21 protein-coding genes and 1 pseudogene are annotated in these 25437 nt (G+C 66.7%); 13 read left to right on the forward strand and 9 right to left on the reverse strand.

Translation table 11 applies throughout. From position 1 onward, the window contains the following. The first annotated feature begins 9 nt into the window (after positions 1–9). The 11 genes from DFO45_RS13490 to DFO45_RS13540 all read left to right on the forward strand — a co-directional run bounded on the left by DFO45_RS13490 (position 10) and on the right by DFO45_RS13540 (position 13282). On the forward strand, positions 10–897 hold the full coding sequence (locus tag DFO45_RS13490) for an alpha/beta fold hydrolase (protein WP_133865257.1): 888 nt from the start codon (positions 10–12) through the stop codon (positions 895–897). Beyond that, positions 894–1946 carry an Ldh family oxidoreductase gene (locus DFO45_RS13495; protein ID WP_133865258.1) on the forward strand — a complete coding sequence of 351 codons (1053 nt, stop codon included), beginning with the start codon at positions 894–896 and terminating at the stop codon, positions 1944–1946. Before DFO45_RS13490 ends, DFO45_RS13495 begins: the two co-directional genes overlap by 4 nt. A gap of 56 nt (positions 1947–2002) precedes the next feature. Continuing rightward, positions 2003–2854 (forward strand): fumarylacetoacetate hydrolase family protein, encoded by an 852-nt coding sequence (locus DFO45_RS13500; protein WP_133865259.1) that lies wholly within the window; start codon positions 2003–2005, stop codon positions 2852–2854. 38 nt (positions 2855–2892) lie between these two features. After that, positions 2893–4041: an ABC transporter substrate-binding protein gene (locus tag DFO45_RS13505; protein ID WP_133865260.1), complete on the forward strand. Its 1149-nt coding sequence runs from the start codon at positions 2893–2895 to the stop codon at positions 4039–4041. Between the two features lie 73 nt (positions 4042–4114). After that, the gene (locus tag DFO45_RS13510) at positions 4115–5149 is read left to right on the forward strand and encodes a branched-chain amino acid ABC transporter permease (RefSeq protein ID WP_133865261.1); all 1035 of its coding nucleotides are present in this window, start codon (positions 4115–4117) and stop codon (positions 5147–5149) included. Between the two features lie 3 nt (positions 5150–5152). Next, positions 5153–6928, forward strand: coding sequence for a branched-chain amino acid ABC transporter ATP-binding protein/permease (locus tag DFO45_RS13515; RefSeq protein WP_133865262.1), 1776 nt, complete (start codon positions 5153–5155; stop codon positions 6926–6928). Next, complete coding sequence (locus DFO45_RS13520) at positions 6925–7662, forward strand: ABC transporter ATP-binding protein (protein ID WP_133865263.1); 738 nt, start codon at positions 6925–6927, stop codon at positions 7660–7662. The genes DFO45_RS13515 and DFO45_RS13520 overlap by 4 nt, the downstream gene beginning before the upstream one ends. A gap of 30 nt (positions 7663–7692) precedes the next feature. Continuing rightward, the gene (locus tag DFO45_RS13525; RefSeq protein WP_133865264.1) at positions 7693–8688 is read left to right on the forward strand and encodes a zinc-dependent alcohol dehydrogenase family protein; all 996 of its coding nucleotides are present in this window, start codon (positions 7693–7695) and stop codon (positions 8686–8688) included. Between the two features lie 607 nt (positions 8689–9295). Beyond that, positions 9296–11449, forward strand: coding sequence for a glycosyltransferase (locus DFO45_RS13530; protein ID WP_166657124.1), 2154 nt, complete (start codon positions 9296–9298; stop codon positions 11447–11449). Positions 11450–11556: 107 nt separating this feature from the next. Then, positions 11557–12345 (forward strand): TylF/MycF/NovP-related O-methyltransferase, encoded by a 789-nt coding sequence (locus DFO45_RS13535; RefSeq protein WP_208299793.1) that lies wholly within the window; start codon positions 11557–11559, stop codon positions 12343–12345. Between the two features lie 13 nt (positions 12346–12358). Further along, a complete protein-coding gene (locus DFO45_RS13540; protein ID WP_133865266.1) occupies positions 12359–13282 on the forward strand; it encodes a hypothetical protein in 924 nt (307 codons plus the stop codon). 95 nt (positions 13283–13377) lie between these two features. On the opposite strand, the gene DFO45_RS13545 is transcribed toward DFO45_RS13540, so the two are convergent. The 4 genes from DFO45_RS13545 to DFO45_RS13560 all read right to left on the reverse strand — a co-directional run bounded on the left by DFO45_RS13545 (position 13378) and on the right by DFO45_RS13560 (position 17145). After that, positions 13378–14283: an NAD(P)-dependent oxidoreductase gene (locus DFO45_RS13545; RefSeq protein WP_133865267.1), complete on the reverse strand. Its 906-nt coding sequence runs from the start codon at positions 14281–14283 to the stop codon at positions 13378–13380. 5 nt (positions 14284–14288) lie between these two features. Continuing rightward, a complete protein-coding gene (locus tag DFO45_RS13550) occupies positions 14289–14609 on the reverse strand; it encodes a putative quinol monooxygenase (protein ID WP_012170421.1) in 321 nt (106 codons plus the stop codon). 96 nt (positions 14610–14705) lie between these two features. After that, entirely contained in the window at positions 14706–16067 is a 1362-nt protein-coding gene (locus tag DFO45_RS13555; protein ID WP_133865268.1) for an SAF domain-containing protein, read from the reverse strand. A gap of 175 nt (positions 16068–16242) precedes the next feature. Further along, positions 16243–17145 (reverse strand): LysR substrate-binding domain-containing protein, encoded by a 903-nt coding sequence (locus tag DFO45_RS13560; RefSeq protein WP_133865269.1) that lies wholly within the window; start codon positions 17143–17145, stop codon positions 16243–16245. A 253-nt stretch (positions 17146–17398) separates the two neighbouring features. Between DFO45_RS13560 and DFO45_RS13565 the strand changes: the two genes are divergently transcribed. Next, positions 17399–18439 (forward strand): TRAP transporter substrate-binding protein, encoded by a 1041-nt coding sequence (locus DFO45_RS13565; protein WP_133865270.1) that lies wholly within the window; start codon positions 17399–17401, stop codon positions 18437–18439. After that, positions 18436–20307 (forward strand): TRAP transporter large permease subunit, encoded by a 1872-nt coding sequence (locus tag DFO45_RS13570; protein ID WP_133865271.1) that lies wholly within the window; start codon positions 18436–18438, stop codon positions 20305–20307. Before DFO45_RS13565 ends, DFO45_RS13570 begins: the two co-directional genes overlap by 4 nt. A 51-nt stretch (positions 20308–20358) precedes the next feature. Here DFO45_RS13570 and DFO45_RS13575 read toward each other — a convergent pair whose 3' ends face one another. From DFO45_RS13575 to DFO45_RS24930, 5 genes and pseudogenes are all read right to left on the reverse strand, one after another. Continuing rightward, the gene (locus tag DFO45_RS13575) at positions 20359–21603 is read right to left on the reverse strand and encodes a threonine/serine exporter family protein (protein WP_166657125.1); all 1245 of its coding nucleotides are present in this window, start codon (positions 21601–21603) and stop codon (positions 20359–20361) included. Between the two features lies 1 nt (position 21604). Next, entirely contained in the window at positions 21605–23107 is a 1503-nt protein-coding gene (gene mqo, locus DFO45_RS13580) for a malate dehydrogenase (quinone) (RefSeq protein ID WP_133865273.1), read from the reverse strand. Then, entirely contained in the window at positions 23104–23499 is a 396-nt protein-coding gene (locus DFO45_RS13585) for a cupin domain-containing protein (RefSeq protein WP_133865274.1), read from the reverse strand. The genes mqo and DFO45_RS13585 overlap by 4 nt, the downstream gene beginning before the upstream one ends. 14 nt (positions 23500–23513) lie before the next feature. Beyond that, on the reverse strand, positions 23514–24968 hold the full coding sequence (gene fumC, locus DFO45_RS13590; RefSeq protein WP_133865275.1) for a class II fumarate hydratase: 1455 nt from the start codon (positions 24966–24968) through the stop codon (positions 23514–23516). A gap of 394 nt (positions 24969–25362) precedes the next feature. After that, positions 25363–25437, reverse strand: a pseudogene (locus DFO45_RS24930) (transposase); the annotation flags it as partial.

Below are 25437 nucleotides of genomic sequence, written 5' to 3' on the forward strand. Positions count from 1 at the left end.
GACAGGACCATGCAAGAGAAACTCACCTTCATGTCGGACGGCCTCACGCTGTCCGCGGTGCTTCACGTTCCCGAAGGCCGCCGGCCCGACGAGCGCCTGCCGGCTTTCATCGTCCTGCACGGCTTCGTCGGCTCGAAGGACGAATCCCACGCCGAGATTCAGGCCCGGATGCTGGAAGATTTCGGCTATGTGGCGCTGCGTTTCGATTTCCGCTCCTGCGGCGAGAGCGAAGGCGAGCGGGCGCAGGTGCGCTGCTTCGATCAGGTGGCGGACGCCAAGAACGCGCTCACGTTCCTGGCCCAGCGCCCGGAAGTGGACCCGGCGCGCATCGGCGTGGTCGGCCATTCCTTCGGCGCGGCGGTCGCGGTCTATTCGGCGGGCGTGGACAGCCGCTTTGCCTGCGTCATCTCCTCCTGCGGCTGGGGGGATGGGGAGCGCAAGTTCCGTGGCCAGCACCCGACGCCGGAAGCCTGGGCCCGCTTCACCGGGCTGCTGGAGGCCGGCCGCAAGCACAAGCGCGAGACCGGGCAGAGCATGTGGATCTCCCGCTTCGACGCGGTGCCGATCCCTGAGCCGCTGCGCCGCAATCTCTCGCCCAAGGCCATCATGGAGATCCCGGTCGAGACCGCGATCAGCATGTATGAGTTCCGGGCCGATGATGTGGTGGGCAACATCGCCCCACGTCCGGCGCTGTTCTTCCACACGGCGGACGACGGCATCACCCCCACCGAGCAGTCCATCCGGATGTTCGAGAAGGCCGGCCAGCCGGCGGAACTGATGCTCGTCACCGGAACGTCGCACTTCCCGCTGTCGGAGCAGGATGCGCCGCGCACCAAGCTGATGATCAAGGGCTGGCTGGACAAGTTCTTCCCTTCGCCGCTCGGGGGGGCGGCATGAGCGGCACGCCGCTCACCCTCGCGCCGGAGGCGCTCTCGGCCTTTGCGGCGGGCCTGCTGGAGGCGGGCGGGTTCAGCCCCGCCGATGCGAAGAAATCCGCAGATCTGCTCGTCTGGGCCAATCAGCGCGGCGTGGACTCCCACGGCGTGCTGCGCATCCCGCGCTATGTGGAGATGGTGGGGCTTGGCCTCATCAATCCAGCCGCCGAGCCGAAGGTGGTGAACGAATGGGGGGCCGTGGCTCTGATTGATGCGGGTCTTGCACCCGGCGCATCGGCCATGGAGCAGGTGACGGACAAGGCCATTGAGATCGCCGGCCGCCTTGGCGGCGGTTTCTGTGTCGGCCGGAATGTCACCCATGCCGGCGCGGTGGGCTATTTTGCCCACCGCATCGCCGCCCGAGGGCTGGTGGGCATTGTGATGACCGCCTCCAAGCCGCTCATGGCCTATCCCGGCGCGCGCGGGGAGGTGGTGTCCTCCAATCCGCTTGCCATCGCCGCGCCCTCGGAAGTTGCGGGCGAGCCCATCGTCCTCGACATGTCCACCGCAGCGGTTGCCCTCGGCCAGGTTCTGGCCGCCCGCGACGCCGGCCGGACCATTCCGGAAGGCTGGGGCATCGATTCCGCCGGCCGCCCCACGACGGACCCCGCCGCCGTGCAGGCGCTCACCCCCATGGCCGGCGCCAAGGGGGCGGGACTGTCGCTGATGATCGAAGTGCTCTGCTCCCTGCTGGCTGGCAATCCCCTCATCGCCCCGGCGCTGTCCGGCGCGGCGCCGGCCGGCTTCAACGGCTTCGTCGCCGCTATTGATCCGGGGGCCTTCGGCTCGCGGGAGCACTTCCTGGGGGACGTCCATGGGCTTGCGGCCGCGATCCACGGGCTGCCGCCGGCAGAGGGGACGCAGGCTGTGCTCCTGCCGGGCGAGCGCGGGCGTCGCACGGCCGAGACCCGCCGCTCCGGCATCCCGCTGGCGCGGGGCACCTCCTCGAAGCTCAAGGAACTGGCAACCCGGCTCGGGGTGACGATCCCCGAAGCTCTCCAAGCGGCCTGAACCGGCACAAGACCGGACATCGGCGGCATCAGACCGCCACGGGAAGGAAACGTGCCATGAAGCTCCTGTCCTATGCGATGGGGGATGCTGAACGCTGGGGCGCCGTGACGGACGAGGGCATCGTCGATCTGGCGCAAGCCTTGCCCGCTTGCCCGACGCTCGCGGATTTCATCGCCAGCCCGCACTTCGAGGAGCGGGACGCGCTGCTGGCCGCCCGATCAGGCGCGGTGATCCCGCTCCACGATATCCGCTTCCTGCCGGTCATTCCCCAGCCGGAAAAGATCGTCTGCGTACTGCGCAACTATCATGAGCCGGACGCGGGCCCCGATGCGCCGCCCCCGCCCGCCTTCCCGCCCATCTTCCTCAGGGTGTGGCGCTCGCAGGTGGGGCATCTGGCGCCCGTCATCCGTCCCCGCGTATCGACACAGCTCGATTTCGAGGGCGAACTCGCCGTGGTGATCGGCAAGGCCGGCCGGCATATTCCGGCTGGAACCGCGCTCGGTCATGTGGCCGGCTATTCCATCTACAATGATGTGAGCGTGCGGGACTGGCAGCGGCACGCGCAACAGATCGCCTCGGGCAAGAATTTCGTCGGCACGGGGCCGTTCGGCCCCTGGATGGTGACGGCGGATGAAATCCCAGATCCGTCCGGCCTGGCCCTCAGCACGCGGCTGAATGGCGAAACGGTGCAGAGCTCGGACACGTCCCGCCTCATCTTCGATGTGCCTGCGCTCATTGACTATTGCTCTACCATCTTCGACCTGGTGCCGGGGGACGTTATCGTCACCGGCACGCCGGGCGGTGCGGGCTTCACCCGCAAACCGCCGCTCTATCTCAAGCCGGGAGACCGGGTCGAGGTGGAGATTGCCCGTATCGGCACGCTCAGCAACGACGTCATCGACGAATAGGCCGCACAAGACGGCATGACCGGATCGGGAGGAAACCCATGAAGCTTCAAGCCCTGGCGCTCGGCGCCGCCACCCTTCTCTGGCCCCTCACGGGCAGCCTTGCGCAGGAGATCAAGCTCGGCGCCACTCTCTCCACCACGGGGCCGGCGGCCTCGCTGGGCATCCCGATGAAGAACACCCTCCAGATCCTTCCCAAGGAGATCGACGGGGTGCCGGTCTCCTGGACCATTCTCGATGACGGCTCGGACACGACGCAGGCCCGGCGCAATGCCGAGAAGCTGGCGTCCGAGAATGTGGACTTGATCATCGGGGGCAACACAACGCCCACCTCCCTCGCAACCGTGGAGATCGCCGGCCGCACCCAGACCCCCGTTCTCGCCATCGCGCCGTCGCCCGGCATCATCGAGCCCGTGGAAGGCGCGAAGACCTGGGTGTTCAAGGTGCCGCTAGGCGAACGGGAACTGGCGGAGCGGACCCTCGCCAGCATGTCGCAGCATGGCGTGAAGACTGTCGGCTTCATCGGCTTCAACGACGCCTTGGGTGAAGGCTGGCTCAAGGAGTTCGAGAGATTTGCGCCGAGGTTCGGCATCACCCTCTCGGCGGTGGAGAAATTCGCTCGCACGGACACCTCCGTGGTGGCTCAGGCGCTGAAGGTGCTGGCGACCCGCCCGGATGCGGTCTTTGTCGGCGCCACCGGCACGCCCGCCGTTCTGCCCACCGCGCAGCTGCGGGAGCGGGGTTACAAGGGGCTGATCTACCAGGCATCCGGTGTGGTGAATAACGACTTCCTGCGCGTCGGCGGCAAGAATGTGGAAGGGGTGCTGATCGCCGCCGGCCCGCTGCTTGTGGCCGGCGCCCTGCCGGACAGCAATCCCAGTAAAGCGGCGAGCCTTGAGTTCGTGAAGCTCTACGAGGCCACCTATGGCCCCGGCTCGGCCGCGCTGTTCGCCGGCAATGCCTATGACGCCTGGCTGCTGATCCGCAATGCGGTGTCCTCGGCGCTGAAGGAGGCCAAGCCGGGCACTCCGGAATTCCGCGCGGCGCTGCGCACGGCGCTGGAAAAGACCAACGGCCTTGCCGTCACGAATGGCGTCGTCACCTTCGGGCCGAGCAACCACGGCCTCTTCCCGCCGGGAACGCCGGTGATGCTGACGGTGCGCAATGGCACCTGGGCGCTCGCCAACTGACGGACGCCAACGTCCCGCTGATCGCGCCGGAAGGCGCCATCGGAACCTGCCTTGCTCTGCAAAAAGGTCCGTCATGACGTTCGACATCGCGCTGTTTCTGGCGCAGGACGGCATCGTCAATGCCGCCATCTATGCGCTCATCGCCCTCGCGCTCGTCCTGGTGTTCCAGGTCACGCGCATCCTGTTCGTGCCGCAGGGCGAGTTCATTTCCTACGGCGCCCTCACGCTGGCCGCGCTTGAGATGGGGCAGGTGCCCGCCACCATCTGGATCCTGCTTGGCGGCGCGGTGGCGAGTGCGGTCATGACCACGCTGCGGGAGCGGGCGCGGCTCGGCCGGCTGCGGATCCCGGCGGGGCAGATCGCGCTCGTGGCCTATGCCTTGGTCGTCGTCGCCCTCGTCACGTGGCTTGCCCCCCTGAAGCCGAGCATGTGGATCGCCATTCCGCTGACGCTCGCTCTCATCGTGCCGCTCGGCCCCATCCTCTACACCACGGTGTTCGAGGGTATCGCGCGGGCGTCCAACCTCACGCTGCTGATCGCCGCCGTGGCGCTGCATTATGCGCTGGTCGGCATCGGCCTCCTGCTCTTCGGAGCGGAAGGCGCGCGCGCCGCGCCTCTGTCGGATGCGGCCTTCCTGCTGGGGCCGATCCTCATCACCGCCCAGAGCGTTCTGGTGGTGCTGGCGACAGCGGCCATTATGGTGCTGCTCTACGTGTTTTTCAGTCGATCGATAGAGGGCAAGGCGCTGCGCGCCACGGCCATCAGTCGCGAGGGGGCAAAGCTCGTGGGGATCCGTCCCGTGCACGCGGGGCGCCTCTCCTTCCTCTTCGCCAGCGCCATCGGCACGGTCAGCGGCGTTCTCGTCGCCTCACTGACCACCTTCTATTACGACTCCGGCTTCATCGTGGGTCTCAAGGGCTTCGTCGCGGCGATCATCGGCGGGCTGGCCAGCTATCCCCTCGCCGTAGCGGGGGCTCTCATCGTCGGCTTTCTTGAGTCCTTTTCCTCCTTCTGGCTCAGCTCCTTCAAGGAAGTGATCGTGTTCGCCCTCATCATTCCCGTTTTACTCTGGCGCTCCCTGCGCGCGCCCCACACCGAGCGCGAATGAGCCATGGCCCGCTGTCTTCCCATCCTCACCCTCCTTGCCGCCGCCCTCGCGCTGCAGGCTCTCTCCGGCGAGCACGCCGTCTCGGTGCTGAACTATATCGGCCTCTATGCGCTGGTCGCCCTTGGCCTTGTCGTCCTGACGGGCATCACCGGGCAGACCTCCTTCGGTCAGGCCGCCTTCGCCGGCATCGCCGCTTATGCGACCGCGGTGATCGCCACCCGCTTCGGGCTCGGGCCGCTGGTGACGCTGCCCGCGGCGCTACTCTCCACCGCCGTGGCCGCTTTCCTCATCGCGGCCATCACGCTGCGCCTGTCGGGCCATTATCTCCCGCTCTCCACCATCGCGTGGGGCATCAGCCTGTTCTACCTGTTCGGCAATATCGAAATGCTGGGCGGCCATACGGGCATCGATCACATCCCACCGCTGTCCCTCTTCGGCCATGAGTTGACCGGCGGGCGCGAACTGGGCGTGATCATCTGGGGTCTCGTGGCGCTGGCCGTCTGGGCCGTGTCGAACCTCCTCGATTCCGCGCAGGGACGGGCGCTGCGCGCCGTGAAGGACGCGCCCCTGATGGCGGAGACGTTCGGCGTGGACACCGTGAAGGAGAAGCGCATCGCATTTGTCTTCGCGGCGCTGCTCGCGGGCCTCTCCGGCTGGCTCTATGCCTATCTGCTGCGGTTCGTGAACCCCTCGCCCTTCAGCCTCAGCATCGGCATCGAATATCTGTTCATGGTCGTGGTGGGCGGCGCCGGCTATGTTTGGGGCGCCATCATCGGCGCAGCGCTCATCACGCTCGCCCGCGAATGGCTCCAGGATTTCCTTCCCGTCCTTCTGGGCACCAGCGGCAATTTCGAAACCGTCGTCTTCGGCGGGCTCATCATCTTCCTGCTGCACCGCGCCGATGGCGGCGTGGCGGAGCGCCTCGCCGGCCTCGTGCGCCGGCTGCCCTTCCTGCACCCCTCTGACGCAGGCGAGGCGGCGGCCGCCCCGCAACTGCCGGTGCGCCCGCGCCTGCCGGCGGGCGGCGATCTGCTGGTGGTGGACAGCGCGCTGAAGCAGTTTCCGGGCCTCGTGGCGGTGTCGTCCATCAGCCTGAAGGTCCGGACGGGCGAAATCCTCGGCCTGATCGGTCCCAATGGGGCCGGCAAGAGCACGCTGTTCAACCTCATTTCCGGCACGCTGAACCTCACCTCGGGTACCATCACGTTCGAAGGGCAGGTCATCAGCGGGCGCACGCCCCGGCAGATCGGCGACTGCGGCCTCGCGCGTACCTTCCAACACGTGAAGATGATGCCGAACCGCAGCGTGCTTGAGAATGTGATGCTCGGCGCCCACCGCCGCGCCCATGCGGGCGTCCTCTCATCCTGCCTCCATATGGAGCGGCAGCAGGAGGCGGCCATCCGCGCCGAGGCCATCCGCCAGATCAGGCGCGTGGGTCTTGAGGATGTGATGATGCAGCCGGCGGGCAGCCTGCCGCTCGGCAAGCAGCGCATCCTCGAAATCGCCCGCGCGCTCGCCGCCGATCCCATCCTTCTGTTGCTGGACGAGCCTGCGGCCGGCCTGCGCCTGCCGGAGAAGAAGCTGCTCTACAAGCTGCTGCGCCAGCTGCGCGCGGAGGGGCTCACCATCCTCATCGTCGAGCATGACATGGACTTCGTCATGAGTCTCGTGGACCGACTGGTGGTCATGAGCTTCGGCCAGCTCATCTGCGAAGGGGATCCGGCCAAGGTGCAAGGCGATCAGCGCGTCGTGGAAGCCTATCTGGGAGACGCAGCATGAGCCCGCTGCTGGATGTCCGCGACCTGCGGGTCGGTTACGGGCCAGTGGAGGCGCTGTTCGGCGTCTCCCTCACCCTCTCCCCCGGCACCATCGTCACGGTGGTTGGCCCCAATGGCGCGGGCAAATCCACCTTGCTGAATGCGGTGGCCGCCCTCATTCCGAAGCGCTCCGGCCGGATCGCCTTCGCCGGCCAGAACACCGATGGCCTCTCCACCGAGGAACTCGCGGCCTGCGGAATGGCGCTGGTGCCGGAGCGGCGCGATCTGTTCGGCAGCATGTCCGTGGAGGACAATCTGCTGCTCGGGGCCTATCTGCGGCGATCCAACCACAAGGCGATCGCCGACAGCCTCGAGGAGATCTTCGCCCGCTTCCCGCGGCTGAAGGAGCGGCGGGCGCAGGAGGCGGGAACGCTCTCCGGCGGGGAACGCCAGATGCTGGCGATCGGGCGGGCGCTCATGTCCCGCCCCCGGCTGCTGCTGCTGGACGAGCCGAGCCTCGGCCTCGCGCCGCAGATCGTGCGCAATGTCTTCGAGGTCATCGACTCGCTCCGCGCCACAGGCGTCTCCGTCCTTCTGGTGGAGCAGAACGCACAGATGGCGCTGCGCATCGCCGATTACGCTTATGTGCTGGAGACCGGCGAGATCGTGAATCAGGGCACGGGCGCGGCGCTGCTGCACGACCCCCGCGTGATGGAAACCTATCTCGGCATCGGCCATGGCAGCTATGCCGACTGAGCAGCCGCGCAAGACAAGCAGAGGTGCGGAATGAAAGCGGTTTTGGTGTACACGCCCGGGGGGCCGGACGCGCTGAATTATGTGGATGCTCCCATGCCGGTGCCGGGCGCGCAGGATGTGGTGATCCGCGCCGAGGCCTTCGGCGTGGGCCAGCCGGACGCGCTGATCCGCAGCGGCGTCTATAAATGGATGCCGCCCCTGCCGGCCAATCCGGGAAACGACGTCGCCGGTTATATCGAGGCCGTGGGCCGCGACGTGACGGCGCTGCAGGTGGGGCAGAAGGTGCTGCTCAGCGCCCGCGACCTCTCCCAGCGCGGCGGCTGCTATGCCGAGTATGTGTGTGCCCCCGCCAATGCCGTTCATCCGCTGGCGGACAGCGTCTCCTGCGAGGAGGCCGTCTGCCTCGCCAACTATCAGGTGGCCTGGGCCCTCCTGCATGAAGCCTCGGGCCCGCGCCCGCCGCAGACGGTGCTGGTGATCGGCGCTGCCGGGGGCGTTGGGTCCGCCTTGCTCCAGCTTGCGCGGCTTGCGGGCATGCGCACCATCGGCTCGGTAAGCACGGCGGAAAAGGCCGCGTTCGCCCGCGCCATGGGGGCGGACGACGTGGTGTTCTATCGCGCCGAGAATGTGGTAGACCGCACGCTGGAACTCACAGCCGGCGCCGGCGTGGATCTCGTGCTGGACCACGTGTGTGGCGCGGATTTCGCGGGCTATCTGCGGGCACTGGGCAAATGGGGCACGCTCCTCTCCTACAACGCCTTTGCGGGTCTGCCGGAAGAAAATCTCATGGGCGAGATGCGCAAGTATCTCGGCAATTGCCCGGCCGTGCGCTGCTTCTCCTTCCACATCTATGACCATGACCGGCCCAACCGCCGCCGCATCATGCGCGAGGTGATCGCCGCCCTCGAAGCCGGCCACATCAAACCGGCCATCGCCGCCCGCTTTCCGCTCGCCCGTGTTCGCGACGCTCATGCCATGCTGGAAAGCGGAGCCGCCCTCGGCAAGATCATCATGACGCCCTCGTGAGGAGCGTGGCGTGAGCTGCTGGCATGCCACACTTCGGATCCGGCTTGCGACCCGATCCGCGAGGGCATAATGCGGTAGAAACGGGAGGTGCTGCCGTTTGGCGTCCAATATCAAGTTTTGGACGCTCCTGTCCGTAGGAAGCGCGATCGCCGTGGACCGGACGTGGAAGTAGCCCCGGCTGCGGCAATGATTCACTGATTCACCGTCACGCATCCAAGGCCCGAGCAAAGCTCAAGGCCTTTGGAGGACTATGGGCGAATTCCTGCCCCGTCTGATTGGGGGCGCCATGGATGGCCGAGGCCTGCCGTCAAGAATGACCTGCCGCTTCCTGTGATCGGAACAGCCCGATAGGGGGAGGGTCGGTGAAATGGCGGCCGATCGGACCGGCGACCGAGGGCGGGAGTGGACGCCCGATTTTGGCAAGGCGTTTGTCGTGGTATTCAGCATGCTTGCGGGAGTGGGGCAGGCTGCTTTCGCGCGACGCAGAGCGTGCTGAACAGTCGCGTGGCTGGGTGCCTTGGGCACGCAAAGATAAATGCGGCCCAGACTGAAGCGTGGCGTCGAAGTGCGTGGCGAATGGCGGCCGAGGAAAGGGCTTCAAGACAGCATGAGTGCACACCAGGGCGGACCGGATGGCGCCGACGTGAAGATGTCTTCCTCTGAAACGCGGCCCCCGCGGGCAACGATCGCCATCCCCCTTCACAACCACGCGCCCTGGATCGGCAAGCAGTTGGACAGCCTGTTCGCCCAATGGCGCGGGGATTTCGAGCTGCTGGTGGTGGATGACGGTTCGGAGGATGGCGGCATCGATGTGGTGATGGACAGGCTCGCCGCACGTCCGGACATCGTGGCGACCGTGCTGCGCCATGGCCGCTCGCGCAGCTCGGCCCTTGTGGATGCGTTTGCGCGCTATGCGTCGGCTCCGGTGATCATCCAGGCGGACAGCGACGACATCGCTCTGCCGGGGCGGCTGGACGCGATTCTCGCCTGTTTCGACCGCGATCCGCGATGCCGGCTGGTGAGCAGCAATGCGGTGCTGATCTCGGAGGGCGGGATGCCCATGGGCATCCTCGATGCCATACATGGCGACCGGGTGGTGGATCGGGACGATCCCGTCCCGGTCTATTGGGGCGCCTTATGGTATGGCGCCACCTTGGCCTATCATCGGTCGGTATTCGAGGCCTTTCCGCCGATGGACGCGGAATTCTGTCCCTACGGGTTCGACACCATCGCGCCCGCGCGTGCGACCTTGCTCGGCACCCATCATCTGCTGGCCCGCCCTCTGGTCGGCTGGCGCCAGCACGTCAACAACACGCACCGGCGCGTGGGCGCACTGGGCACCAGCGCCTCCGCACGGGAGCATTATGCCGCGCTTGACGTGATGATAAAGGCGCAGGTGGTGCGGGATGCTCAGTGGCTGCGGGAGCGGAGCGCGCCTGAGGATCAGCCCCGGATCAGCGCTGCCATCGAACGCTGCGAACAGCAGTTCATGGCTTACTTCGACAAGTGGGCACGGCTGCGGAACCGCCGTGATCAGGCGGGGGGGCAAGCCGCCGTTTCGGATGGCACAACGGACAGGCCCTTGCCGGATATGCCGCCTGTCGTCACGCTTCCCGTGGCCCGATCATGGCCTGTGGAACGTTACACGCCGCTTGCCCAGGCGCTGAGCCGCTGGCCAGGTTTTCATGAGGCGGAAGAAAGCCATATCTGGACCTCCCGGCAGGTGGTGGCGGTGCTTCGGGTCACGGCGCCCGACGCCGTTGCGCTGGCGCTCACGCTCGGCAGCAGTCTGTCTCTGCCCACCGGCCGCGCACTGGTTTCGATCAACGCGGGGCCGGAGATTGAAGTGGCCCTGCCGCAGTCGGGATGCTGCGTCGTCGAGGTGCCGTTGTGCAGCGGGGCAGATCACCTGTTGCCCTGGACGGGCGTCAGCCTCCTCTCGATCCGCGTGCCGCTCGCCGACGCCCCCATCAACAAGGTCCCTGAGCATCCGGATACGCGCATCCTCGGTGCGGCATTGTATGCCATTGAGCCGATTGTCGCGCAGCAGGCAGAGGTGCCGCATCTCGGGCAATTGATGACCCGGATGTGGGCCGAGCAGGACGACTGGAAACTTGAACCGGGTTGCCTCACGCCGATCCCGGGCTGGCTTTCCGAACGGGAGATGCGGCTGCTGTATGGGTGCGCGCGGCTTCTTGAGGGGCCGTTCCTCGAAATGGGGGCCTGGGTGGGGCGCGCCACGTCGGTGCTGGCGCGGGGCGTGCGCGATGCGGGCGGAGAGAAGCGGTTTGTCAGCGCCGAAATCGGGCCCGAGCTCGAACATTTCCGGGCGGTCGGGGATGAGGTGCATTATTTCTCGCCCCAATGCGACGGCCAGTCGATCGGGCATGTCGCGGCCTCGGTCTTCGAGGCGGAGATCGCGCCGGTTCTGCGCGGCGACGGTGGTGTGATCGGAACCCTCGCGCGCAATCTCGACGCTCTGGCGCTTCTGCCGTTCGTCACCATTCATGAGGGTGACTTCGCCACCGCTCCCGATCTCGGCTACCGCTTCATCTTCAACGACTGCGCCCACACGCCGGCCGAAATCGAGCGGTCCGCTGCCGGATTGAAAGCCCTGATCGGGGAGCGGACGATCATTATGGCCGCGCACGACCATTCGCCGGAGGCCGAGGCGACATTCCGGGCGTTGTTCGATGTCTTGGAAAGCATGTGCGTGGACACGCTGTTCGTGTGCCGGATGCGGAACCGTCCGGCGTCATAGCGGGAACGACAAGCGGAAAAGCGACCAGTTGCCATTGCATCTGTGACCGCGAGATGCAAACGGAGCATGGGGCATCCCCGCTTGCGAGAATGAAAGGGCGAGACGGAATGGCGGATCGGGACAAGGCGCGCGAGGAAGAGAACCTCCTTGGCTTCACGCGAGCCTTCAATGCCGCGGAACATGCGGCGCGGCAGGATCTGGAAGAAGCCCATCGGATGTCGCCCATCCCGCGCAACGAGCGCATGGATAATCTGGCGCTTTTTGCCGATCACCTTCTACTCGGCCGCATCCTGTTCATGGACCACATTTACCGGCTGATCCTGAACACCCCCGGGGTGGTCATGGAGTTCGGCACGCGCTGGGGGCAGAATCTGTCGATTTTCAGCAATCTGCGCACGCTCTACGAACCGACGCATTACCATCGCAAGATCATCGGCTTTGATACCTTTTCCGGTTTCGTTGACGTCGCGCCGCAGGATGGCACTTCCGTCTATGCCCAGCCGGGTAATGTGCGCACCACGCAGGGCTACGAGATCTTCCTGGAGCGCGTTCTGTCCGCGCAGGAGGCGTTCAAGCCCCTGCCGCACAAGAAGAAGTATGAGATCGTGAAGGGCGATGTCCGCGAGACGCTGCCGCACTATCTCGACCGTCATCCGCAGACGATCATCGCGCTCGCCTATCTGGACATGGACCTGTACGACCCCACCCGCGAGGTGCTGACCAAGATCCGTCCCTACCTCGTGCGGGGAAGCGTGGTGGTGCTGGATGAGATCAACGATCCCGGTTTTCCCGGCGAGACCGTTGCGCTGCGCGAGGTGTTCGGCCTCACGGGCCTGCGTTTGCAGCGGGTGCCGTACCTGAGCTTCCCCTGCTATTTCGTACACGATATCGCGTAGGAGCAGCTCAAGCGTGTCGCGTATCCATATCGTGGTCTTCGACCGTACGCCCGGCTGGACGATCATGAAGGAGGACATTTATGTCAGCCTCTTTCATTGCTTCGCCGCGCTCGGGCATGTGGTGACGATGGACTGCCGCCGGCTTGAGCCGCGCGCGCTCAACATCCTGATCGGCCTGCAATATCTCTCGCGCGCGGAAGTGGCCGAACTGGCCGCCTCAAGCTACGACTATGCGGTCTTCGACGTCGAGTTCATCGACGACGGCATGGTCAACTACAAGCCGGAGACGGCCTGGCTGTTCGGGCCGGAGGGGCGGCCGTTCTTCGATCGCTGCCGCTTCTTCCTGTCCTATTTTGCCGGCAGCGTGCGGATGATGTCCGATCTCGGCGTGTTCTCACGCCAGATGACGCCAGGCTATACGCCTGTGCTTGAGACCGGCAGCCGATTGAACGACCGCGACAAGGACATCGACGTCTTCTTTTTCGGCAATGTGGACGGGCACCGCCGGCCCCTGCTGGCGCAGATCGGAAAGGCCTGCCGCCTCGTCGTGAACACGCCGGCGGATATCACGCCGCTGTTCCTGCGCAATGCGCGAGCGGACCGCTCCCGCATCATTCTCAGCCTCGGCCGGGCGAGCCCGTTCCACCACATCGGTCCGATGCGGCTCATCGCGATGGCCCACCTGCGGGCCTTCGTGCTCTCGGAACCGGCGGAACTCCATCAGCCGGAACTCGCCGGCCTGTGCAGCTACTGGGCACACGACCAGGATCCCGTAGAGGTCATCCGCTTCTGGCTCGATGCCGCAGACCTTCGTCAGACGCGGGCCGAGGCAGCCTATAAGCGGATGCGCGATATTGATCCCCTCGCTCCCCTCGTTGCGGTGCTCGACGGTGCGGCCGGTGCCGGTCGCCGCCGCATCGCCAACGCGCGCACCTAACCGGAGCGCGTCGGCACCCGCCTCCGGCCCCAGAAGTGACTGCCAAGGCCAGATCCGGCCAAGTCTTTGCTTGAACCGCTTGCCTGGATGGCAGCTCAGGCTGGCGCGCTCAGATCGGCGCGCACGGCCGGATTGGCGCGCCAGATTTCCCGGATCACGGCGCTGTGGTCCAAATCGCCGTCGCCGTTGGCGACCAGGGCCTCGAACATGCTGTCGGTGAGTGCCAGCATGGGCAAGGAGAGCCCCAGGTGCGCCGCATGGGCGAGGGCGGTGCGGGTGTCCTTCAGCTGATATTTCGCTGGCCCGCCGGGCACGAAGTCGCCAGTGGCCATCCGCAAGGCGTGCTGCTTCAGGATGGTTGAATCGGCAAAGCCGCCGAGCAGCGCTTCCCGCACCTTCAGAGGATCCGCGCCGCCTTGCCTGGCGAGTGTCATGGCTTCCGCCATCGCGACGAGGGTTGAGGCCACGATCCCCTGGTTGATGAGCTTGCACAACTGGCCGGTCCCGGCCGGCCCCACATGAACGGGTCGTCCCATGGCCGCCAGCACGGGCGTTACCCGCGCCACGGCTTCCGCCGTCCCGCCGGCCATGATGGCAAGGCTCCCCGCGATGGCGCCCTTCTCGCCGCCGGAGACCGGGGCATCCACATAAAGGAGGCCACGTTCGGCGGCGGCACGGGCCTGCGCCTCGGCGGTCTCGACAGGGATGGAACTCATCACCACGAGGGTGGCGCCGGGCGCCATGGCGGAGATCATACCGTCAGCGCCCAGCAGGATCTCGTCGCAGACCGGGCCGGAGCTGAGCATGCAGATGACGACCTCAGCGGCCCGGACGGCCTCATGGGCCGTGGGCGCGCTCCTGACGCCATCCGCTTCAAGGGCGCGCGCCTTGCCGGAAGAGCGGTTCCATGCGGTCACCTCGAAGCCGGCGCGCGCCAGATTGCGGGCCATGGGGCCGCCCATGATGCCGGTGCCGAGAAAGCCGATCCGTTGGAGCGTCATGATCTTCAGTTCCCGGCGCCGCTTGTGGCGCGGGCGAGGAAGCGCACCGGCCGCTCAGCCACGATCAGGGCCGGAAAGCCGTCCCTGAAGCGGGCGAAGTGGGGCGTTTCCAGATGGGCGTCGAAGGCCGCGCGGTCATCGTAGACCTCGTAGAAAACGACCGTGTCGGCCTCGGCCGCGGAGACGCAGACGTCAAAGGTTCGGCAGCCGGGTTCAGAGGACACGGAGCTGGTGGCGTCGTCATGGGCGAGGGCGAGGAAGTCGGCCAGACGGCCCGGCTTGACCTGGAATTCGGCGATGACGACGAAAGGGGAGGGGACGGACATGATGCGTGCGGCTCGCTTGGAAAGAGCAGGCGCGCTCCGTCGCGCGACCGAAACCGGCGGCGGAGCGCAGAGTGAGACCCGCGTGAGCCTACAGGCTCAGGCGGCGGACCGCGCCGTCTTCGGGCGGGCGGCATCTTCCATCTGCCGGCGCAGGCTGACAACGTCCAGATCGGCTTCCAGTTCCACGTCGTCGAAGCTGACGATCTGGTCGCGCGCCACCGGGCGCTTCAGCTTCACATTATGGGCGAGGCCAATGGGCAGGCCGCCCATGGCGAGGCTCTTGCTGGCCGGAATGGCATTGGCCCACACCGCATAGCCGCCTTCACCGTCGAGCATCTCGCCCGGCTTCAGGTCGCGCTTTGCGGTGGCCACCGCATCGCCGCGGAACTCCTTGGAGCAGCCGGTGGGCTCGTGCCGCAGCACGGCGGAGAGCACGCTGATGCTGGTCTCAAGGCCGATCATGTGGAACGGCCGCCACATGGAGCCGTACCAGCCCGAGGGGTCGGTCAGCAGGCCGTACTGCTTGAAGCAGGCCTTGGTGTATTCGCTGGTGGCCTTGAAGGTGACGAACACGCCATAGCGGATGTTGTTGAACACCTCGCGTCCGTCCGGTTCCTGGCTCGCGGCGATGTCCACGAGGCCCGAGCGCGGCAGGCGCCCGCCGTCGGACACGGGGCGGAAGACGCGGGCGAGATCATGCAGGCCGGTGGGCGGGAAGGCGAGGCCGTCGTCGGGGCAGTCGAGCCCGGTGCCGTTGGCCACCGCCGCCATCTCGATGGCCGCCTTGGTGCCGTCGGTGAAGGAATTGTACATCTTCGGGTTAAAATCGCCCTTGGCGACCTCTTCCTCGCTCCAGCCGAAGAAGCCCCACACCGTGTCCGGGGTGGAATAGCGGTAGCGGGGCTCGAAATTCATGCCCTTGCCGGCGGAGGTGAGCTCGAAGCCGCAGGAGCGGGCCCAGTCCACCAGTTCGCAGATGATGGCCGGCTGGTCGCCATAGGCCATGGAATAGACGACGCCCTTCTGCCGCGCCCGCTCGGCCAGCAGGGGGCCGCAGAGCACGTCGGCTTCCACATTCACCATCACCACATGCTTGCCGGCGTCGATGGCGGCCAGCGCATGGCGCACGCCGGCGATGGGATGGCCGGTGGCCTCGATGATGCACTCGACGCCGTCGAAGGCAGCCAACGCATTTGCGTCATCCAGCACGCAGGTCTTGCCGGTCTTGAAGGCGTCCGCGAGCGAGGTCGCCCCATAACGCTCTTCCGGCCAGCCGACGCGGGCGAGGGAGGCGCGGGCGCGGCCAACGTTGAGGTCGGCGACACCCACCACGTGCATCCCCTCGATGCGCTGGGCCTGGGCGAGAACCATGGAGCCGAACTTGCCGGCGCCGATCAACCCGACGCGGACGGGCTTTCCGCTGGCAGCGCGCTGCGCCAGCAAGGCATGGAGATTCATCGAGCTTCCTCCTCCGATGATCCGTGGCGGCAGGCCGGCGCGTGGGGCGGAAAGGCCCGGCCAGGGATCTTGCGCGGTCCATGATCTGCGCCGAAGCGCGACCGCGATGGATGCAAGGCTAGAAGCGGGATTTGTGAAGCACTATCCAGAAATCTGAACGGATCTGTTAGATAGGCTAAAGTGAGGCGTCGCGGGTGGCCAGCCAATTGTCCCGCTCGCGACGCAGCCAGTCGAAGAACAGCTTCACCTTGCTGTGGCGCAGGTGATCGGGCGGGCAGGTCGCCCATTGGGTGACGAGGGTGATCCGGGGCGGCTCCGCAATGGGGCAGATGAGGCGTCCATCGCGCTTCTCCGCCCACATCATGAGATCGCTCTCCAGCGCGATGCCGAGGCCGCCCACGGCGGCGTCGATGGCCATGTGGGTGCGGTCGAAGAACAGGCGGCGCAGCCGCTCAGCGGGCGTTACGCCGGCGCAGGTGAACCAATAGGGCCATTGAACCTGCGATTTTACCGAATGGATGAGCCGGAAGCGGGGCAAATCCTCCGCCGCGAGGCTGCCCGCAGCGGCGAGGGCGGGCGAGCAGACGGGGAGGAAACGCTCTTCCACCAGCCCTTCCGCGACGAGGCCCGGCCATTGGCCCGTGCCGTGGCGGATTTCCACATCCACATTCTCCTTCTGGAAGGCGGTCGGCTCGTTGGTGCCGTCGAGGCGCAGCTCGATCTCGGGATGGGCGTCGATGAAGCCGGCGAGACGCGGCAGCAGCCATTTGGTGGCAAGGCTCGGCGTCGCCCGCACGGTGAGGGTGGTGACCGACCGGAAGCCGCGGATGCGCTGCGTCGCCTCGGTGATCCGCTCCACCTCGCCACGGATCATCTCGAAATAGCGCTCGCCGGCTTCGGTCAGCACGACGTTGCGCCCGGCCTTGCCGATGAGGGCCGTGCCGAGGCTGATCTCCAGCGCCTGCACCTGCTGGCTGACGGCGGAGGGCGTGACGCCCAGTTCGTGCGCAGCACGGGTCACGCTGCCGGTGCGGGCGACTGCGTGAAAGACACCAATGGCCCGTAAGGGAACCTGCATGCGTCAATGATTAAGTCAGGCTAAAGAGAAGTGCAAGCAATCTGAATTGTTCTTCACGAACAAGCTTCCTACTGTCGTGCCATCAAGAATGCCGCCGGACAAACCGGTGTGCCGGAGGACGCGATAAGGAGGATGAGCGGCGCACCCTGCGACCGCCTCTCCCTTTTGAGCGCAGTGGACGCGCGGTAGGCCCGCGCATGACGCCGCAATGCCAACGCCTGCGCCAAACATGGCGAGGCCGGGGAGGACCATCATGGCCGATCACACCAAAGCCGCCTCGAACACGGGCCTGTCCCGCCGCACGCTGCTCGCCGGGGCGGCGGCCGCCATTCCGCTGGTGGCCATCCGCACCTCGCCGGCACGGGCCGCCGAGTTCAGCTTCAAGGTGGCGACGGGCCAGTCCCTGACGCAGCCCATCAATGCCCGCCTCGAGCAGGCCTGCGCGCGCATTCAGGAAGCCTCCGGCGGACGCATGGAGCTGAAGTTCTTTCCCGCCAGCCAGCTCGGCTCGGACACCGACCTCATCACGCAGGTCCGCTCGGGCGGGATTGAGTTCCTGAACATCGCCGGTTCGGTCATCTCCACCGTCGCGGCAGGCGCGGCCATCACCAATGTGGGTTTCGCCTTCGCCGATTATGACCATGTCTGGCGCGGCGTGGACGGAGCCGTGGGCACCTATGTGCGGGGGCAGGTGGAGAAGGCCGGGCTCCTCATCGTGTCCAAGGCGGCCGACAACAGCTTCCGCCAGATCACGTCCTTCTCCAAGCCCATCCGCGTGCCGGCGGATCTCAAGGGCTATCGCATCCGGGTGCCGGTTTCGCCCATCTTCACCTCGCTCTTTACCTCGCTCGGCGCCAACCCCACCTCCATCAACTTCAACGAGCTCTACACCGCCCTCCAGACCCGCCTTGTGGACGGGCAGGAGAACGGCCTCGTCGCCATTGATTCCGGCAAGCTCTACGAGGTGCAGAAGTACGTCTCCGAAACCAACCACATCTGGGACCCCTTCTGGCTGATGGCGAACCGCCGCGCCTTCTCCCGCTTGCCGGCCGACCTGCAGGAGATCGTCACCCGCGAGTTCGACCGCGCGGCGATGGAGCAGCGCGCGGACGTGGTGCGCCTGAATGGCGTGCTGAAGGAACAGCTCCAGGCACGCGGCCTCGCGTTCGAGACCGCCGACAAACCCGCCTTCCGCAAGGAGCTGAGCGACAACGGCTTCTACAAGACCTGGAAGGACAAGTTCGGCACCGACGCCTGGAAGGCGCTCGAGACCGTGACGGGCGACCTGGCATGAGCACGGTGTCCCACTCCCAAGACACCGCCTGGGAGGCGGCGGCCCCGGCGTGGGTCGCGGATGCGGAGCGCTGGCTGCGCCGCATCGTCGAAATCCCCGCCGCCCTGCTGGTGGCCGCGGAGGTGCTCATCCTCTTCGTCGGCATCTGCGCCCGCTCGTTCCATCGTCCGATCATCTGGTCGGACGAGCTTGCCTCGATCCTCTTCCTCTGGCTCGGAATGCTGGGTGCGGTGGTGGCCATCCAGCGCGGCGAGCATATGCGCCTGACCTTCCTCGTGAGCATGTTCTCGCGCCGGACGCAGGCCTGGTGCGAGACGCTGGCTGTGGGCGGCGTGTTCGTGCTGCTCGGGCTGCTGATGCACGCGGCCTATGACTACACGCTGGATCAGTCCTTCGTGGAAATGCCGGCCCTCGGCTGGTCCGGCATGGTGCGGGCGCTCGCCGTGCCGGTGGGCTTCACGCTGGCCCTCCTGAGCTGCAGCCTGAAGCTGCTGCGGCACGGCTGGATGGACGTGATCGGCGTGACCCTTCTGCTGGTCCTGATCGCCGCAGGTCTCCATGCCGCCGCACCGCTGCTCATGGGCATCGGCAACTGGGCGCTGCTGGTGTTCTTCGTGGGCCTGCTGGGCGCGGGCGTCCTGGCGGGCGTGCCCATCGCCTTCACCTTCGCCCTCGCCACCACCGCCTATCTGCTCACCGTCACCACCACGCCGCTGACCATTGTGGTCGGCCGCATGGACGAGGGCATGAGCGGCCTCATCCTGCTCGCCATCCCGCTCTTCGTCCTGCTGGGCCAACTGGTCGAGGTCACGGGCATGGCGCGGGTCATGGTGGCTTTCCTCGCCTCGCTGCTGGGGCATGTGAAGGCGGGCATGTCCTATGTGCTGCTGGGCGCCATGCTGCTGGTCTCCGGCATCTCTGGTTCCAAGACCGCCGACATGGCGGCTGTGGCCCCGGTGCTGTTTCCCGAGATGCGCAAGCGCGGCATGAAGGACGGGGAACTGCTCTCGCTGCTCGCGGCCTCCGGCGCCATGAGCGAGACCATTCCGCCCTCCATCGTGCTCATCGCCATCGCCTCCGTGACCGGCGTCTCCATCGCTGCGCTGTTCACGGCGGGCATCCTGCCCGCGCTGGTGCTTGCGCTGGTTCTGGCCGTCGTCGCCCGTTACCGGGCCGGCAAGGAGGAGGACCAGAGCGTGGTGCCCCGTGCGCCCCGCGCGGTGGTGATGAAGACCCTGCTGGTGGCGATCCCTGCGCTGCTACTGCCCTTCCTCATCCGCACCGCGGTGGTCGAGGGCGTGGCAACCGCCACCGAGGTCTCCACCATTGGCATTGCCTATTCGCTGGTGCTGGGCCTGCTGGTCTACCGCGGCGGCCTGAGCTGGCGCGGGGCCCTCCCGATGCTGGCGCGCACCGCCTCGCTCTCCGGCGCCATCCTCTTCATCGTGGGGGCAGCAAGTGCCATGGCCTGGGCGCTCACTCAGTCCGGCTTCTCGCATGCTCTAGCTGCCGCCATGGCCGGCGTGCCCGGCGGACAGGTGGGCTTCCTGCTGATCTCGCTGGTGGCCTTCATCGTGCTCGGCAGCCTGCTGGAGGGCATTCCCGCCATCGTGCTGTTCGGCCCGCTGCTGTTCCCGATCGCCCGCCAGTTCGGCATCCACGAGGTGCACTACAGCATGGTGGTCATCCTCGCGATGGGCCTCGGCCTCTTCGCCCCGCCGTTCGGCCTTTGCTACTACGCTGCCTGCATCATTGGCGGGGTGAAGCCGGAAGCCGGGATGCGGCGCATCTGGATCTATCTGGGCGCCCTGTTCCTCGGTCTCCTGGCGCTCACCTTCATCCCCTGGTTCTCCATCGGCTTCCTGTAGGATCCGCAGTCATGGGCCCCATTGCCGTGGGGTCCATGATCAGGAGGCCTTTCAGGTTCGGCGCAGGGGCACTGCGTGCAGCGCCGAGGCCACCAAAAGACCGATGGCAATGGCCGTGGTCAGTACCAGGGCGCCGATCAGCGCCGAGGCCGTTGCCGTCAGAAGGGCAACGGCATTCTCCGCACCCGGCCGCATGAGCTGGAGCCCCCCGATCATCGCTCGAAAGGCATAGGAGCCGGGCACCATCGCGACGACCGCTGGAAAGACAAAGACGGTCCATGGCGCGGCCACGCGGGAGGCGACCTGGGAGGCCATCAGGCCGGCCGCGAACGCGCCCAGCAGCGTGCCGAGGGCGATGTCCCCGCCCAGCGCCATCACCGTGGTCCGCAGCCCGTGGGCCAGTGCTCCACACAACAGGATGGGCGGAATGGCGCGCAGCGGCGCCCCGAAGACGAGCGCATAACCGAGTGCGCAGACCGTCGCAAAGAGAACGTCCCAGCCGATCGGCAGGTTCGCGGTCTGTAGCGATACAGGGATCGCCGCGCCGCCGATCAGGCTCGCGAGCGACAGTCCCGTCGCGATCGCAAGGACGACGACGATGCCGTTGGCGAGCCGGCCCAGCCCGATCGCCGCATGCCCCTGAACCAGATCGCGGATGCCGTTGATGAGCGGTACGCCGGGCACGAGGATCATGCCCGCCGCGACAAGAGCCAGCGTCGGATCGTCCCCTGTCAGCCGCAAGGGCAGAATGGCGCAGGCGCCGCTGGCGCAGGCGGTGAGGGCGGCGACCGCGGCGGGAAGCACGCCGCGACGGCCCAGCCACAGGCGCACGAGCGCATTCACGAGCCCGGCCCCGAAGGCCGCGCCGACCACCGGCCATGCCGCTCCGAACAGCCGCGCCAGCGCCGCGGCCGTGGCGGCGACGGCAAGGACGACGATCCAGTCCGGATAACCGCTCCGGTGTGCCTCGATCTCCGCGAGGCGGGCATCGGCTGCCGCGACATCGAGCCGACCGGCACCGAGTGCGGTGACGACCTCATCCACCGCCACGAGGCGACCGGCATCGATGCCCATCACGCCGAGGGCATGACCCACCCGCGTGCGGTAGGTGCCCTCGGAGGCGATCATCAGCAGCAGGCGCTCGCTTCCGGTGAAGAACTGGACCTCGATGCCGAGCTGACCGGCGAGCGTCTCGATGCGCTGGTGAACATGCGCACTGTCCGCGCCCGCCCCCAGAAGGAGGCGGGCGATCCGCAGCAGCACATGGCCCGTCGCGTCGAGGCGCGACGGCGTCATCTCAGGCATCGATATTGTCAATCTTCAGCACCTTCGAGGTGGCCTTGCGGCTGGCGCTGCAGGCCTCGGCGTCGGTGATCAGATCGATGCCGTAGCTTGGCAGGGCACCGCGGAGCGCCGGGAGCCAGCCGTCCTCGGTCAGGCGGTCGGCAAAGCAGGTCTGGAGCACATGCACGGCGATGGCCGCGGCCGTCGAAGCGCCGGGAGAGGCGCCTAGCAGTGCGACCAGAGACTTGTCCGAGGCGGCAACGAGCTCGGTGCCGAATTCCAGCTGGCCGCCCGGATCGCCCTGGTCCGGCTTGATGATCTGCACACGCTGGCCGGCCACGGCCTCCTGCCAGTCCGCGCGGCGGGCCTGCGGGAAGAACTGGCGGAGCATCTCGAACTGGTGGTGGCGGCTCTGGAACACCTGCCCGATCAGATACTCCTCCAGCGCGGCATTGTCCTTCGCCACATCAAGCAGCGGCAGGATGTTGCTGGCGGTGATCGAGCCGAACAGGTCGGTCAGGGAGCCGCGCTTCAGGAACTTCGTCGAGAAGCCGGCATAGGGGCCGAACAGGAGCGAGGTCTTGCCGCCGATCACGCGCGTATCGAGATGCGGCACCGACATGGGCGGGGAGCCGCTTGCGGCCTTGCCATAGACCTTGGCGTGGTGGCGGGCGGCCACCGCATCCACGTCACAGCGCAGCCAGATGCCGCTTACCGGGAAGCCGGCATAGCCCTTGGCTTCGGGGATGCCCGATTTCTGCAGCAGCTCGATGGCCGCGCCGCCGGCGCCGATGAAAACGAAGCCGGCCGTGATCTGCTGGCGGGTGCCGTCCGCCGTGTCCTCGAAGGTCACGGTCCAGATGCCGTCGTCGGCCCGGTCGATAGCGACGACCTCGCGGTTGTAACGCAGATCGAGGCCGGCGGTCTTGAGATGGCCGACGAGCAGATGGGTCAGCGCGCCGTAGTCCACGTCGGTGCCGGTGATGATCCGGGTTGCGGCGATCTTCTGCGCCGGATCGCGCCCTTCCATCACCAGCGGCGCCCACTGGGCGATCTGGGCCGGGTCCTCGCTATAGTCCATGCCGTGATAGCAATGGTGTGCCGCCATGGCAGCGTGGCGCGCCTTCAGGAAGGCCACGTTTTCTTCGCCCCAGACGAAGCTCATGTGGGGGCAGGGATGCAGGAAGGCGCGCGGGTCCGGAATGGCGCCGGTGGTCACGAGATGCGACCACAGCTCGCGCGAGATGTCGAACTGCGTGTTGACCTTGAGGGCCTGGCTGATGTCGACGCTGCCGTCCGGCCGCTGCGGCGTGTAATTGAGCTCGCAATTGGCGGCATGGCCGGTGCCGGCATTGTTCCAGCCCATTGAGCTTTCCAGCCCGCAATCGTCCAGCCGCTCCAGCATGGTCAGCCGAAGCGAGGGCTCCAGTGCGTGCAGCAGCGTGCCAAGCGTCGCGCTCATGATGCCGGCGCCGATCAGCAGGACATCCGTGTCGGTCTTCTGGGAGAAGGTCATGCCTGCGCTCCGTTCGGCTGGAAATGCAGATTGGTGCCGGGATCGTAGATGACATAGGCGCGGCGCCAGGGCTGATCGCCGATCAGCCGCCAGCGGTGGCCGCTGCCACTATCATCCTGCGCGATAAGCACGTCGCCGGGGTGGATGGTGAAGGTGGCGCCGGACTTCACCTCGAACTCGATCGTGCCGGCGAGCGTGATGACGAACTGCGGCTGGGGGTCCTGATGCCATTCGAAGGAGCCGCCGCTGGCGGTTTCCTGAAAGGAGAGTTCGTGGACGGCGATGGGCAGGCCTGAGGCCTTGCCGTGCTGGCCAGCTCCGATCTCCAGCGTGCCCTCCTCGAAGAGGGAATTGCCATCGGGGCCGGTCCACATGCGGACGCAACGGATCATATTCGTCGTCTCCTTCAGGCGCCGGCAAGGCCTTTGCCGACCATGTTCAGCGGCACGATCACCTTGTCGAACAGGGCTTCATCCACCTTGCCGGAGGCGAGCGCGGCCTCCTTCAGCGTCGTGCCGTCGGCAATCGCCTTCTCCGCGATATGGGCGGCGTTCTGGTAGCCGATGACGGGCGACAACGCGGTCACCAGCATGACGCTGCCGGCGACATAGGCGCTGATCTTCTCGCGCTCGATCTCCGTGCCCTCGACGGAGAATTCGCGGAAGCGGTCGCAGCCGTCGGCGAGAATGCGGATGGAGTGCAGCACGTTGTTGATGAGCAGCGGGCGCATGGCGTTGAGCTCGAAATTGCCCTGGCTGCCACCGAAGGCGACGGCGCTGTCGTTCCCGAGCACTTGGATGGCGATCATCACCATCGCCTCGCACTGGGTCGGGTTGACCTTGCCAGGCATGATGGAGGAGCCCGGCTCGTTGTCCGGCAGCTTCAGTTCGCCGAGGCCGCAGCGCGGGCCGGACGCGAGCCAGCGCATGTCGTTGGCGATCTTCATCAGCGCGATGGCAAGGCCGCGCAGCCCCGCGGACGCCCGCACCATGGCATCCAGCGAGCCCTGGGCCATGAACTTGTTGGGGGCGGTGACGAACGGCTTGCCGGTCAGTTCGGCGATCTTCGCCGCCACGTCGCGGGAGAAGCCGGCCGGTGCGTTCAGGCCGGTGCCCACCGCCGTGCCGCCCACCGCCAGTTCGTAGAGCCCGGCGCGGCTCGCCTCGATGGCGGCGATGCAGGCGCGGATCTGTCCGGCCCATCCGTGCCATTCCTGGCCGACCGTCAATGGAACGGCATCTTCCAGATGGGTGCGGCCGATCTTGACCACATCCATCCAGCCATCGGCCTTCTTCTCGATGACCTCGACCAGCCGCGTCACGGCCGGCAGCAATTGGTCGTCGATCGCGAAGATGGTCGCGATGTGCATGGCGGTCGGAAAGGTGTCGTTCGACGACTGGCCCATGTTCACGTCGTCATTGGGGCCAACTGGATGCTGGGTGCCGAGGGTGCCGCCGAGCAACTGGATCGCCCGGTTGGACAGCACCTCGTTGACGTTCATGTTCGACTGGGTGCCCGAGCCCGTCTGCCAGACATAGAGCGGGAAATGGTCGTCGAGCTTGCCGGCGATGGCTTCGTCCGCCGCCTGGATGATGGCGTCGCGTTTCCAGTCCGGCAGGCGTCCGGCGGCCGCGTTGACGAGGGCGCAGGCTTTCTTCACATAACCATAGGCGTGATAGACCGCCTTGGGCATCCGGTCGCCGCCAATGTCGAAATGATGCAGCGAGCGCTCGGTCTGCGCCCCCCAGTATCGGTCGGCCGGCACCGGGACCGTGCCCATGCTGTCGAACTCTTCTCGGGTGCCGGTGGCGTCGATCCCGATGGGGACCGCTCGCAATGTGGGGGCTTCGCTCAACGCCATGCTCCTTCTGTTTGAGGATGGTTGGGGGCGGTCAGATGGTCCGCCCGGGGTCGGACGTCCGATGGATCGTGGTCTTTATCGCCTCCTGGCGGCCTCCGCCGGTGGACGCGATGTGCTGGTCCAGCACGCGTATTCCCGTCCTGTGACCGTAACATAACGGATGCTGCGCTCGGGTATATTGGTCAATCTGCGGATGTTTCGCATGTTTGTGCGATGATTGGCTGATATTGTGTCGCAAAGACCATATGCCGCGCTTTTAAAAGCACGGCGAGATAAGAAACGTGGGATCTTTAAACGGCTCGGCGTGGCGGGGATTTCTTGCGGTGCAGCGAAATGCGTGCGGCGCACGGAACAACGTGTGTTCGGGCGAGGCGCTAGGCTCAGGACTCACTAATCAGAGCCAGAAGATGACTGTTGCGGCGATGCAGATGGCTGAGAAGAAGGTGTGTGCGCACCGATCGTAGCGGGT

This window comes from Azorhizobium sp. AG788, from assembly GCF_004364705.1.
Classification (GTDB): domain Bacteria; phylum Pseudomonadota; class Alphaproteobacteria; order Rhizobiales; family Xanthobacteraceae; genus Azorhizobium; species Azorhizobium caulinodans.